Below are 11,762 nucleotides of genomic sequence, written 5' to 3' on the forward strand. Positions count from 1 at the left end.
TTGGAAACATGATGGAAACATGAAAAACAGCCTCGATCTATGTGCCCCCTTTGGGGGACAGGGGGCCGGGGTGGGGCAGAAAAAAGCCCTGGCGAAAGCGCCGGGGCGGTGATACGGATCAGATAGCCAAACAAAAACCTACGCAGTAGAGACTGTGTTGATATGCTGCAAAGTACCGGAAGCGAATCGGTCTGTACAAGAGAGGAAATACGGCAAATTTTAGCGTAGAAATACGGCAAACCGGGGTCGAAGCACAAGTTTGCACGCCGTTTGTATCCGTTGAACCATGTTCCGGAACTTTTCCAAACGCGTACGCCGCTTTTGGGCAAGCTTTGCCCTGCTGTCGGTGGAGATGATGTTCGTCATGGCCATGTTCTTCGTGGCCCTGGTGGGATTCGCCTACCTGGTGCGCCGCGTGTTTGTGCTGGAAAACAACACCTTCGACCAGCAGGTGTTCGATTACCTCGAGGGATTTGTAACGCCGTCGCGCAACCGCGCCATGCAGGTGATCACGTTCTTCGGCACCCACCGCTTCCTCATTCCGGCCAACCTGGGCCTTATTGCGTGGTTCCTGTTTGTAAAGCCCCACCGCTGGTATTCGATTAAGATCCCGGCGATCGCGCTCAGCAGCCTCGTGCTGATGAGCGGTCTCAAGCAGTTCTTCGGGCGGGAGCGGCCCCTCATTCCCCTGTTAGAGCCGGCGCGGGGACTTTCCTTTCCCAGCGGACACGCCCTCATGAGCATGACGTTTTACGGGATGCTCATCTACATCACCTGGCATTCGGTGCAGGACAAGCGCCTCAAGTGGACGCTGATCGTGTGCCTGTTCCTGTTCATCCTCGCCATCGGCTTCAGCCGCGTTTACCTGCGGGTGCACTACACCAGCGACGTGCTGGCAGGCTTCGCCCTCGGCTGGCTGTGGATCGTGCTGGCACTCAAGTCGCTGCGCTTCATCGAAAAACAAAGCAAGAAAAAGCTCAATGCGGTGGTGGAAGCCCCGCAGGCCGAGCCGGGACAGGCCGCTTAGGCGCCTGTGCCGAAGGAGCGCTCCAGCACCCGCGCCAGGCGCAGGCCCGCGCTGAGCAGCTGCTGTTCTACGAGCGCTTTGTTCTGCGCGCAATAGCTCTTGTCGATCCGCCCTTCGCTGAACGCGTAGACCTGCGGCAGCAGCGCGCGCGATTCGGTCATCCAGCCCATCAGTCCGGTGTTGCGCACAGCCTCCGCCCGCCCGGGGGGCCAGCTGGCGTAGAGATTGAGGCAGTCGGCCACCGTGATCTTCTCGTCGGCGATGAGCCGCGTATCCCAGAGGCTGTGCAGGTTTACCTGGCTGTTGTCGTAATCCACGTTGATGCTGTTGCCGCCCTTATCGGCGGGATAACCGGTGTGCAGCGGCTGGTGAATGTCGCCCACGAGGTGAAACAGCAGCAGGAGGTCGCGCTGCGCATTGCCGGTAAAAGAGGCCTGTTGCTGCAGCTTACCGATAACGCCGTTGAGGATGGTGAGCGCGTTCTTATCGACCGCCGGCTGGTAGTCTTTTCCCTTTTCAATGTCGATGTAGTGCCAGGGCCGCATGGCGTCGAAGGAGTGGTTGGCGCGGGCATCGTCCATCCAGGTGGCGGCCTCTTCGATGCTGAAGCCGTCGAGGGCTTTCAGCACTTTTTGCCGGACGGCGGGGTCGAGGAAGTGAAAGGCGATCTGGGCTACCATTTCGTGGCCTTGCTTGCCCCAGGCCCAGCTGCGGGCGGGCGCAGCCAGCAGCAGGAGCAGCAGTGGCGCCAGGAACCATCTTTTCATACAGGTTTGTTTTCGGAGTGCGCAGTAAGGTACGGCAAGCAGCGCGGATGCGGCGGGCGCTTTCGGCGGGCAGCTATTCGATGTCGCCGGGAGTGGCCAGGATGGCGCGGGCGCGCTCCAGCTGTTCTTCGGGCACCATCAGCTTGATGTAGCCCATCGCGTTGTTCCAGAGGGGGTTGATGGTGAGGGTATGCTCGTCTTTCAGCCAGCAGCGGATGCCCTCTTCTTCCAGCCGGCCCTGCACAATGTGGGCGTCCACGTAGTTGTCATATGTCGCGAGCAGCACGAAATTCATGTGGGCAAAGATAGGCACCCCGCTTTCCGAAGGAGTGCAGCGGCCTGATCGCAAGCGAAAAGAGATCCCGATCGCTTGCGATCGGGATGACGAAGCGCACGCTCGGGAGGGAAATAAAAAAGAGACGGAGCGCTGCGCGCTCCGTCTCTTAAGCTCCCCCTTCGGGGAGGTTTGGTGGGGCCCTACTGATTCAGCATCAGCGGCATCACCAGCATCAGAAGGTCTTCGTGCTCGTCGGCGTCGGTGGGGCGCAGGATACCGGCCTTGGTGGGCGTAGACAGCTCCACGCGCACTTCGTCGCCTTCGGCGGCGTTGAGCATCTCGATGAGGAAGCGGGCGTTGAAGGCGATGGTCAGGTCTTCACCGTCGTACTGGCACTTCATGCGCTCATTACCTTCGAAGGAAAAGTCGATGTCCTGGGCCGACAGGCTCAGTTCGGAGCCCGTGATGGCGAGGGCCACCTGGTTGGTGCTTTTGTTGGAGAAGACGCTCACGCGGCGCAGGGCGCTCTGGAACAATGGCTTGCTCACCACCATCTTGTACGGGTTGTCAGTGGGGATCACCACTTTATAGTCGGGGAAGCGGGCGTCGATGAGGCGGCAGCTCATCTGCGTGGAGCCGTGCTTCACAAAGAGGTGGTTGCCGTTGTAAGATACCGTCAGCTCGTCTTCGTTGTCGGGCAGGGCGCTCTTCAGCAGGTTGAGCGGCTTACGGGGCACAATGAAGGAGTCGGCTTTGGGGCAGCTCACGTCGGTGCGCTTGTAGCGTACCAGGCGGTGGGCGTCGGTGGCCACGAACTGGATATAATCTTTGTTGAGCTCGAAGTATACGCCCGTCATGGCGGGGCGCAGGTCGTCGTTGCTCACGGCGAACAGCGTTTTGTTGATGGCCGTCACCAGCGCTTCGGCGGGCATGGTGAAGGTGGTGGCGTCTTCGGCGGCGGGCTCCTTGGGGAAGTTGTCGGGGTTTTCGCCCATCACCTTGTACTTACCGTTGTCGGAAGTGATCTCCACACCAAAGTTCTTGTCGATGGTGAAGGTCAGCGGCTGGTCGGGGATATTCTTGAGCGAGTCGATGAGGATCTTGGCGGGGATGCACACCTTGCCGGTTTCGCGGGCTTCCACATCGAGCTGGATGCGCATGACCGTTTCCAGGTCGGTGGCCACCACCGTCAGCTTGCCGGCTTCCACTTCAAACAGGAAGTCTTCGAGGATGGGCAGCACCGTGTTGGCATTGATGACGCCGGAGATCTGCTGGAGTTGCTTCAGTAACTGCGACGACGAAACGATAAACTTCATGGATCTTACAATTAAACAGGATGGGCGAAGCTAAGGAAAAAAGCCCCCTGTCCCCGAAGGGGGCACTTAGATTTACTTACTTTTTTTGCACCGGCGGTTGCCCTGGGGCTGGCCGGCACTTTCGTTTACTTAAAAATTGCCCGCGTTGCTAATGAAAAGCCCTGATTTAAATGCCCCCTTCGGGGAACAGGGGGCGGCTCTTCCGTTGTAAATCACCGCACTACCCTTACTTTCGGGTAGGCTGCGGCCCGTATTTTGAAGCAGTCGAACGTCCCCCGGGCTGCAGGCAGGAGGCGAAAAGGAACGGCACTATGTTGGAGCGATTTTTTGGCAGGTCAAAAAAGAAGGAGGAAGAAGTACCCGGCGCCCCCCCGATGGCACCGCAGATCCCATTTGGCCGCTACTCCGACAACAACAAGCCGCCCGCCAAGGTCGATCGGTGGAACGAGGCCGAAACCCTTTTCAAGGAAAAGAAGATCCACGAAAGCATCGCCGCCTTTTTCGACTACCTACGCGACGAGGTGACCGGCAACGTGGTGCACACACCGGCCGCCGGCGGCACCTCGGGCACCTTCCTGTTTTACCAGGGCTCCAAGATCATCCGCGGCCAATACAACGAAGCCGGCTTCTCCGCCGCCGTGCCCCTCGCGGCCATGCCGCAGGCCAGCGTGCCCGTGATGCGGCGCCTGCTGGAAATGAACTTCGCCCTCTACTACACGCGCTTCGCCTTCCACGACGGGCGCCTCGAGATGCTCTTCAACTCCGACATCGCCACCACCAACCCCAGCAAACTCTACTACGGCCTCAAAGAGCTCGCCACCAAGGCCGACAAGCAAGACGACCTGCTGGTGCAGGACTTTGCGTCGCTGCTGCCCGTGGAGACCGAGCACGTGGAGCCGGTTGCCGACGAGGAAAAAGAGGTGAAGTACAAGTGGATGCAGCACTGGATCAAGGAAACCCTGGAGCTCATCGAAACGGTGGACGCCGATAAATATTCAGGCGGCATCGCCTACCTGCTGCTGGCCCTCGCCTACCGCATCGACTTCTGCATCGTGCCCGAAGGACGCCTGCTGCTGGCGCTCGAAAAGATCGTGGACATCTACTTCCGCAAAGACGACCGGCCCGTGACCGAAAAGAACCAGGACATGGCCGACGAATTTCTGAAGCTCCAGGCCCGCCCTAAAGAGGAGGTGTTTCCCTACCTCTTCCGCAGCAAGTATACGTTTTCCATCGTACTGCCGCAGGCGCACAAAACGATTTCGGACGCCATCTATAACGCCAACCAGAACATCGGCTGGTACCGCGACAACAAGCATATGGCCATCGCCGCCAAGATCTCGGAATACGGCTTTTCGTACTGCCAGTATTCCTACAGCCTTCCGCGCCCGCTGACCGAGTATTACCAGCTGTTCCTGATGGTGAACTATCCCAACTATTTCCGCGAGCTCGGCTTCACCGTTCCCTTTACCGATGCCGACGGATCCGTACTCATCGGCGAGGAGATCCAGCGCGCCATCGAAGGCATCGAGGCCGAGTGGAAGAACAAATACCCGGACATGAAAATGCGCCCTGACAAGCTCCGCTACGACAGCCTGTTGTCGTTCAACCAGAGCTTCACGGGAGAGATCGAGTTTTTGAATATGGAAACGAAATAACGCTTCGGCTACGCTCAGCGTGACAGTGGGATTCCTGTCATCCTGAGCGCAGTCGAAGGATGAAAGGAAGCAATGAACACACAGCAGATCATAGAACTCTACCGGCCTGCGATCATACAGATCGCTACGCAAACGAGCACGGGCACGGGCTTCTACGTGAAGGAGTTCGACCTCATCGTGACCAATGAGCACGTGGTGGGCAAAAACGCCGAGGTGACGATTGCGGGCCGCAACTTCGATAGGCGGCTGTCGCGGGTGTGGTATACCGACCGGAAGCACGACCTCGCTTTCCTGCAGCCGCCCGCCGAGGTGCAGGTTCCCGAGATCCGCCTCGGCAACTACGAAGAGGTGAAAGACGGCGGCGTGGTGGTGGCCATCGGGCACCCCTTCGGGCTCAACTACACGGCCACGCAGGGGGTGATCTCCAAAGCCGACCGCATCCGCGACGGCATCAAATACATCCAGATCGACGCGGCCATCAACCCCGGCAACTCGGGCGGCCCACTGGTAGCCAAAAGCGGCGAGGTCATCGGCGTCAACTCGTTCATCATCCGGGGCGGCGACAACCTGGGCTTTGCCCTGCCGGTGAGCTACCTCCGCGAGGCCCTCGAGCTGTACAGTCCGCACCGGGGCGAGCCTTCCACACGTTGCCACAGTTGCGATACGCTGGTGACGGCCTCCAACATCGACGCTACCAAGTATTGCCCCTTCTGCGGCACCGAGGTGAAGCTTCCGGCGATGCCCGAAAAGGAAACGAAGCCCGTGGGCGTGGCCTCTACCGTAGAAGCCATTCTCAAAGAGCTGGGCAAAGACGTGAAGCTCGCCCGCGACGGCCACAACAACTGGACGGTAAAGACCGGCAATGCCAAGATCAAGATCAACTACAACCCCGACAACTTCTTCGTGGCGGGTGATGCATACTTGTGCCTGCTACCCACGCAGACGAGCTCCATCCGGCCGCTCTACCAGTTTTTGCTGGAAGAAAACCACCAGCTCGACGGGCTCGTGCTGAGCTGCGTGAAGCAAAGCATCGTGCTGAGCTGCATCATGTACGACCTCGACATGACCAAGGAAGCGGGCGTGGCCATGTTCCGCAACCTGTTTCAAAAAGCCGACTACTACGACCAGCTGCTGGAGAAGGAATTCGGCTGCCGCGAGCTGCTGGAAGAAGCCTAGGAAAATGTTCAATAAACAACGCTCCATGTTCAAGGAAGGGCGCACTTGAGCATTGAATATGGAAAATTCTTTCCGATGCAGAAAAAGATCCTTTCCAAAGAAGAAGCGCTTCAGAAACTGCGGCAATACTGCGCCTACCAGGAGCGCAGCCATCACGAGGTGCAGCAAAAGCTCTGGGATCTCGGTGTGCGCCGCGCCGAGCACGACGAGGTGATCTCCACGCTCATCGAGGAAAACTACCTCAACGAGGAGCGCTTCGCCAAGGCTTTCGCCGGTGGTAAGTTTCGGATGAAGGACTGGGGCCGCAAAAAGATCCTCTACGAGCTGAAGCAAAAGCGCGTGTCGGAATACTGCATCCGCCAGGGCATGAAAGAAATTCCCGAAGCCGATTACCACGCCACCCTGGCGCGCCTCGCCGAAAAAAAATGGGAGAGCCTCAAGGGCGAGCAACACCTCGTGCGGCAAAAGAAAACGCAGGATTACCTCATCCAGAAAGGCTACGAATACGAGCTCGCTACCGCGGCGGTAAAAGCGCTGCGCGAAGGGTAGCACGCAGAACGCGCAGAACGCAGATATAGAGCACCCATCGCTTTGCGCTGGTTTTCTCCTGCTCCGAAAAATTGATCTGCGTGATCCGTGTTTTCTGCCTGACCCATTCCGTTACTTTGGTAAAACAATCCGCATGCGCGACAACGAACCCATCCAGATCACACAGGTGCTCGAAGCAGCGCCGGCCAAAGTATGGGCCGCGCTGACACAGCCCGACGAGATGAAGCAATGGTATTTCGACATCCCCGGTTTTCACGCCGAGCCGGGCTTCGAATTCTCCTTCAACGGCGGACCGGAAGAAGGACCGGTGTTCGTGCACCGCTGCCGCATCACTGAAGGACTGCCGCCCCACCTGCTGGCACACACCTGGCGCTACGAGGGCTATCCCGGCGACACGCTCGTCACCTTTCGCCTCGACCCCGAAGAAGGCGACCGCACCCGCCTTGTGCTGACCCACGAAGGCATCGAAACGATCGCACCGCATCACCCCGCCTTTGCCCGCGAAAACTTCGTGCAGGGCTGGACGCATATCATTACGAAGGCGCTGCCGGAGTACCTGGCGAAGTAGCACGCAGATCGCGCGGAAAGGAAAAGCATCTCTTGCGCTCGCAATGACGGGCGATCGCCCGTCAGTCCTTTCCCTAACTTGCAATCATGTCCCCGCTCACTTTTACACTGATCCAAACGAACCTCCACTGGGAAGACCGCGACGCCAACCTGCGTGCGCTCGAAGAAAAGATCCTTGGCCGCACCGAAGCAACACAGGTGATCGTGCTGCCCGAGATGTTCAGCACCGGCTTCAGCATGAAGCCTGAAACGCTGGCCGAAGGGATGGACGGTGAAGCCGTGCGCTGGATGCAGCGCGTGGCCCGCGAAGGGCGGGTCATCCTCTGCGGGTCGCTGATGGTGCGCGAGGGCGACGCCTTTTACAACCGCCTCCTGTGGGTGCTGCCCAACGGCCACATCGGCCAATACAACAAGCGCCACCTCTTTGCCTATGCGGGCGAAGACGAGCACTACAGCGCGGGCAAGGAGCGCTTCATTGCTTCGGTGAACGGCTGGCGCGTGCACTGTCTCGTATGCTACGACCTGCGCTTCCCGGTATGGAGCCGCCAGCAATACACGAACGAAGGCGCCGAATACGACGTACTGCTTTACGTAGCCAACTGGCCCGAACGCAGGGCTACGGCCTGGAAGGCCTTGCTGCAGGCCCGCGCCATCGAAAACCAGTGCTATGTTATCGGGGTCAACCGCATCGGCGAAGACGGCAACGGCATCTACCACAGCGGCGACTCGATGGTGGTAGACCCGCTGGGCGAAGTGCTGTACCACAAGGCGCACGAAGAAGACCTGTTCACCATTACGCTTGACAAAAACCATTTGAACGCCGTGCGCGAAAAGCTGCCGTTCTGGAGGGATGCGGATGATTTCTCCCTGCCGGTAGAGAAGGAACGCTGACCCCGCAAGCGGGATACGCGGATCTTTTAAGATTAGTTATGATTTGCTGACGCACGAAAAAGTGAATCCGCGCTCATCATAAAAATCATAATGATCTGCGTTCCTTATCTTTTTCCCGGATCAGTTCCATCACCTTATCCATCTTATAATCCCGTCCGTCGCGGATGGCTTCTACCGTTGGACCGGCAAATACTTCGGGCTGCACGCCGGTGCCTTTGCGTTCGTTCTTGTCGATCACGAGGCGGAAGAGCGGGAGGCGAAAGCGCACGCCCGTGCCGGGCAGCGTCACGTCGGGGATGAGCCAGGCGTTATTGCCGTAGGCGCCGCCGCCGGTTTCTTCGCCCACGATCGTTACGTTGGACTGCGCCCGCACGGCGCCGGCAAAGAGCGTCGATGCCGAAAAGGTGTTGCCGCCGGTGAGCACATATACGTGCCCGTTGAAATGGTTCTTTTTTTTCGGTCGAAAAAAGTGCTGCTCGAAATAGCGGAAGTGGTAGTTGCCGTCGGAGCGGCGGCCGGTCATGAATACAAGGAACAGGTTGTTCCAGAAGCCGTCCGACTGGTAGCGCAGGTAGCGGCTGTTGCGGCGCACGGCAAAGAGCGAATCGGCGATCTTGAAGCGGTGGTCGGCGATGTATTTCGTGAGCAGGTTGGAGTTGCTGACCGAGCCGCCGCCGTTGCCGCGCAGGTCGATCACGAGATTTTGCGTGCCCTGCTTGCGGAGGCCGCGGAAGCTTCGGCGGAAAAAGCCACGGAGGCCGTAGCCCTTGGTAAAGGTGCCCAGGTCGAGGTAAGCGGTGTGCGCGGTGCTGTCGAAGCGGAGGCGGCGCATGGCGTCGCGGAGAAGTCGCTTGCGCTGCGCCCGGGGCATCGCCGGCCGCCGCGGCGCCCGCCGGCTGCTGTCGCGCGAAGGCAGGAACAGGTTCACCGTCGCGGTATGCGCCGCGCCGAGCGTGTCGGTCCAGGCCAGCTTGTACTTGGGTTTGTAACCGAATACGGGGATGTAGGCGTTGCCGAATCCGCCGCGGTTGCTGAGGGTTTGAAAGAGGTGCGTGCGGTTGTAGCCGTCGCCGGAGAGGTAGCGGAACAGGGTGTCGGTTATGCTCCGCATGGGGCGCCCGTCGATCGACGTGACGATCGAGCCCACGGTGAGCTGGCTGTCGCGGCGGTCGCGGTTGTCGGTCACCACGGCGGTGTCGGGCCAGAACTTCAGCGCGATGGGATAGGAGAAGCCGTCGCCGGCGGCCCGGATAAAGGCTTTCGAAGGACGGGCATAGGTGTGGCCGCAGTGCAGCTGCGCGAGCACGTAGCTCAGAACGGCGCGGAAGCGCGTTTCGGTCATCGAGTCGGAGCCCAGCATGGCGGCACCGCGCTCGAAGTAGCGGTCCATGCTGTCTTTCGGCGTATACCAGTACAGCCCGGGGTGGCTGTCTTCCAGGATGGAGCGAAACAGGTGGTAGTCTTTCCGCACCACTTCGGGCGCGTATTTTTTCGTCGGCGAAAATTCCTTACTGCTCCGGCAACCTGCCAGGAAGGCCATGGCCATCAATCCCACCATCCAACTCCGCATACGTCCTTATTCAATAGGTATTATTCAATAGCTATTATGCATTCCCCATGTGATTCCAGCCCTGCGCGGTCACGGGGTATTTGTTGCCGCCCTTGCTGTATAGCTGCACGCCGGCCTCGGCGTCGGTGATGTACCCGATGACGGTGATGTCGTTCACATTGCCCAGCTTTTCGAAGTCGTCCTGGCGGATGGTGAACAGCAGCTCGTAGTCTTCCCCGCCGCTGAGAGCACAGGCCGTGGCTTCGCTGTTGAACTTGAAGGCCGCCGCGCGCGTGTCGTCGTGGATGGGGAGCTTTTCTTCGTAGAGCATCGCGCCGACGCCGCTGCCTTTGCAGAGGTGCAGCAGCTCGGAGGAAAGGCCGTCGGAGATGTCGATCATGCTCGTGGGTCGGATGCCGGCGCCGGCGAAGAACTCGATAATGTCTTTGCGGGCTTCGGGCTTGAGCAGGCGGCCCACGATGTATTTCTCGCCTTCGAGGTCGGGCTGGATCTGCGGGTTTTCCATCCAGATGCGCTTTTCGCGCTCCAGCAGCAGCAGGCCCAGGTAGGCCGCGCCGAGGTCGCCGGATACGCAGAGAAGGTCGCCCTTCTGCGCGCCCGTGCGCTTCACGTACTGGTCGGGGGCTACCTCGCCGATGGCCGTGCAGGAAATGACGAAGCCTTTCTGCGAGGAAGTGGTGTCGCCGCCCACCAGGTCGACGCCGTAGCGGGCACAGGCCGCATAGACGCCTTCGTAAAACTCGTCGAGCGCTTCCACCGAAAAGCGGTTGGAGAAGCCGATGCTGAGGAGGATCTGCGTGGGCGTGGCGTTCATCGCGTAGATATCGCTCACGTTGACGGCCACGGTCTTATAGCCAAGGTGCTGCAGGGGTGTATACGACAGGTCGAAATGGACGCCTTCGAGGAGCAGGTCGGTGCTCAGTACGGTCTGCTTGCCGAAGTGATCGATCACGGCGGCATCGTCGCCTACGCCCTGCAGGGTGGAGGCATTGTGGAACTCGATGTTTTTCGTCAGGTGCTCGATGAGGCCAAATTCGCCCAAGGAGCCTACTTCAGTGCGTTCGGACATAAGAGCAAAGATAGGTTCTGGTAGTTGTGGGGGTTTTGATGGTTTTGAAGGTTTATCTTTCGCGCATGCTTACTTCCGCAAGTTCCATCCGCCCTTTCATCGGCGCCAAAGACTACGACGTATCGCGAAGATTCTATGCCGCCGTCGGCTTTGAAGAGCGTGTGCTCTTCCCCGACATGTCGGTGTTCATCCTGGGCCCCACGGCCTTTTACCTGCAGCGCTATTATAAGGCCGAATGGGTGGACAATACCATGGTGTTTCTCGAAGTGGAAAACGTGGCCGCTTGTCACGCGCAGCTGGCCGCCCTCGACCTGCCCGGGCAGTTTCCCGGCGCCCGCCTCAATGACATCCGCCACGAGGACTGGGGCGATGCCTTCGCCCTCATCGACCCGTCGGGGATCCTGTGGCATGTGGGGGCGTTTAAGAAGGAGCAGTAGTAGGAGGGCCGCAATCACTCGTCTACGCCCGCTCTGTGAGGCGGGCCGTGCCCCTTTCTTCCCTTCCTTAACCTCCATTCGGATCACCCGCCAAACCCGCACAAAAACCGGAGTTTTTCAGTTCCCCGGCGCGGGGAAGCCGAAAAACCGGAATAAATGACGTTCCCCGCAGCGGGGAAGCCCCAAAACCGGAATAAATGGCTTTCCCCGGCGCGGGGAAGCCGAAAAACCGGAGAAAATGGCTTTCCCCGCAGCGGGGAGGTCGGAAAACAGGCAAAAAGCATTTCCCCGCAGCGGGGAAAGCCCCGGCACCGGTGCGGAGGCTTCCCATCGGAAAGGTTGTCAGGCGCACCCGTGCGGAAGTTCGCCCTTCGCAAGGGAAAGCCCCGGCACCGGTGCGGAAACCTCCCCACCGGAAATAATGTCAGCCGCACCGGTGCGGAAGCAGATCTTTTACAAGA

Annotated in this window: 12 protein-coding genes; 7 read left to right on the forward strand and 5 right to left on the reverse strand. The window is 59.5% G+C overall.

All coding sequences use genetic code 11. The annotated features are described in order from the left end of the window. The first annotated feature begins 286 nt into the window (after window positions 1-286). Complete coding sequence (locus E0486_RS17020; protein WP_131854006.1) at window positions 287-1,027, forward strand: phosphatase PAP2 family protein; 741 nt, start codon at window positions 287-289, stop codon at window positions 1,025-1,027. On the opposite strand, the gene E0486_RS17025 is transcribed toward E0486_RS17020, so the two are convergent. The 3 genes from E0486_RS17025 to dnaN form a co-directional block, all read right to left on the reverse strand. After that, complete coding sequence (locus E0486_RS17025; protein ID WP_131854008.1) at window positions 1,024-1,794, reverse strand: S1/P1 nuclease; 771 nt, start codon at window positions 1,792-1,794, stop codon at window positions 1,024-1,026. The two genes, E0486_RS17020 and E0486_RS17025, sit on opposite strands and share 4 nt — an antisense overlap. A 73-nt stretch (window positions 1,795-1,867) precedes the next feature. Continuing rightward, on the reverse strand, window positions 1,868-2,089 hold the full coding sequence (locus E0486_RS17030) for a putative signal transducing protein (RefSeq protein ID WP_131854011.1): 222 nt from the start codon (window positions 2,087-2,089) through the stop codon (window positions 1,868-1,870). Between the two features lie 182 nt (window positions 2,090-2,271). Then, the gene (dnaN, locus tag E0486_RS17035; RefSeq protein ID WP_131854013.1) at window positions 2,272-3,387 is read right to left on the reverse strand and encodes a DNA polymerase III subunit beta; all 1,116 of its coding nucleotides are present in this window, start codon (window positions 3,385-3,387) and stop codon (window positions 2,272-2,274) included. A gap of 374 nt (window positions 3,388-3,761) precedes the next feature. Here dnaN and E0486_RS17040 point away from each other — a divergent pair, with 374 nt between their 5' ends. The 5 genes from E0486_RS17040 (at window position 3,762) to E0486_RS17060 (ending at window position 8,225) form a co-directional block, all read left to right on the forward strand. After that, window positions 3,762-5,042, forward strand: coding sequence for a type III secretion system chaperone family protein (locus E0486_RS17040; RefSeq protein WP_131854015.1), 1,281 nt, complete (start codon window positions 3,762-3,764; stop codon window positions 5,040-5,042). A 72-nt stretch (window positions 5,043-5,114) separates the two neighbouring features. Beyond that, the gene (locus tag E0486_RS17045) at window positions 5,115-6,218 is read left to right on the forward strand and encodes a trypsin-like peptidase domain-containing protein (protein WP_131854017.1); all 1,104 of its coding nucleotides are present in this window, start codon (window positions 5,115-5,117) and stop codon (window positions 6,216-6,218) included. A gap of 75 nt (window positions 6,219-6,293) precedes the next feature. Continuing rightward, on the forward strand, window positions 6,294-6,767 hold the full coding sequence (locus tag E0486_RS17050; protein WP_131854019.1) for a regulatory protein RecX: 474 nt from the start codon (window positions 6,294-6,296) through the stop codon (window positions 6,765-6,767). Between the two features lie 133 nt (window positions 6,768-6,900). Continuing rightward, a complete protein-coding gene (locus tag E0486_RS17055) occupies window positions 6,901-7,335 on the forward strand; it encodes an SRPBCC family protein (RefSeq protein WP_131854021.1) in 435 nt (144 codons plus the stop codon). An 86-nt stretch (window positions 7,336-7,421) separates the two neighbouring features. After that, window positions 7,422-8,225 carry an amidohydrolase gene (locus E0486_RS17060; RefSeq protein WP_131854023.1) on the forward strand — a complete coding sequence of 268 codons (804 nt, stop codon included), beginning with the start codon at window positions 7,422-7,424 and terminating at the stop codon, window positions 8,223-8,225. Between the two features lie 85 nt (window positions 8,226-8,310). Here E0486_RS17060 and E0486_RS17065 read toward each other — a convergent pair whose 3' ends face one another. Further along, window positions 8,311-9,795 (reverse strand): S41 family peptidase, encoded by a 1,485-nt coding sequence (locus tag E0486_RS17065; RefSeq protein ID WP_131854025.1) that lies wholly within the window; start codon window positions 9,793-9,795, stop codon window positions 8,311-8,313. A gap of 34 nt (window positions 9,796-9,829) precedes the next feature. Next, on the reverse strand, window positions 9,830-10,864 hold the full coding sequence (gene thiL / locus E0486_RS17070) for a thiamine-phosphate kinase (RefSeq protein ID WP_131854027.1): 1,035 nt from the start codon (window positions 10,862-10,864) through the stop codon (window positions 9,830-9,832). Between the two features lie 65 nt (window positions 10,865-10,929). On the opposite strand from thiL, the gene E0486_RS17075 reads away from it, so the two are divergent. Then, complete coding sequence (locus E0486_RS17075) at window positions 10,930-11,301, forward strand: VOC family protein (protein ID WP_131854029.1); 372 nt, start codon at window positions 10,930-10,932, stop codon at window positions 11,299-11,301. Window positions 11,302-11,762: the final 461 nt, after the last annotated feature.

It is taken from the genome of Flaviaesturariibacter aridisoli, from assembly GCF_004343705.1.
Classification (GTDB): Bacteria; Bacteroidota; Bacteroidia; order Chitinophagales; family Chitinophagaceae; genus Flavisolibacter; species Flavisolibacter aridisoli.

What these genes read in the sequence shown, in the direction of transcription:
- dnaN (WP_131854013.1), bottom strand. Translation starts at nt 3,387, where the DNA reads ATGAAGTTTATCGTTTCGTCGTCGCAGTTACTGAAGCAACTCCAGCAG.
- E0486_RS17075 (WP_131854029.1), top strand. Translation starts at nt 10,930, where the DNA reads ATGCTTACTTCCGCAAGTTCCATCCGCCCTTTCATCGGCGCCAAAGAC.
- E0486_RS17050 (WP_131854019.1), top strand. Translation starts at nt 6,294, where the DNA reads ATGCAGAAAAAGATCCTTTCCAAAGAAGAAGCGCTTCAGAAACTGCGG.
- E0486_RS17065 (WP_131854025.1), bottom strand. Translation starts at nt 9,795, where the DNA reads ATGCGGAGTTGGATGGTGGGATTGATGGCCATGGCCTTCCTGGCAGGT.
- thiL (WP_131854027.1), bottom strand. Translation starts at nt 10,864, where the DNA reads ATGTCCGAACGCACTGAAGTAGGCTCCTTGGGCGAATTTGGCCTCATC.
- E0486_RS17020 (WP_131854006.1), top strand. Translation starts at nt 287, where the DNA reads ATGTTCCGGAACTTTTCCAAACGCGTACGCCGCTTTTGGGCAAGCTTT.
- E0486_RS17060 (WP_131854023.1), top strand. Translation starts at nt 7,422, where the DNA reads ATGTCCCCGCTCACTTTTACACTGATCCAAACGAACCTCCACTGGGAA.
- E0486_RS17045 (WP_131854017.1), top strand. Translation starts at nt 5,115, where the DNA reads ATGAACACACAGCAGATCATAGAACTCTACCGGCCTGCGATCATACAG.
- E0486_RS17030 (WP_131854011.1), bottom strand. Translation starts at nt 2,089, where the DNA reads ATGAATTTCGTGCTGCTCGCGACATATGACAACTACGTGGACGCCCAC.
- E0486_RS17040 (WP_131854015.1), top strand. Translation starts at nt 3,762, where the DNA reads ATGGCACCGCAGATCCCATTTGGCCGCTACTCCGACAACAACAAGCCG.
- E0486_RS17025 (WP_131854008.1), bottom strand. Translation starts at nt 1,794, where the DNA reads ATGAAAAGATGGTTCCTGGCGCCACTGCTGCTCCTGCTGCTGGCTGCG.
- E0486_RS17055 (WP_131854021.1), top strand. Translation starts at nt 6,901, where the DNA reads ATGCGCGACAACGAACCCATCCAGATCACACAGGTGCTCGAAGCAGCG.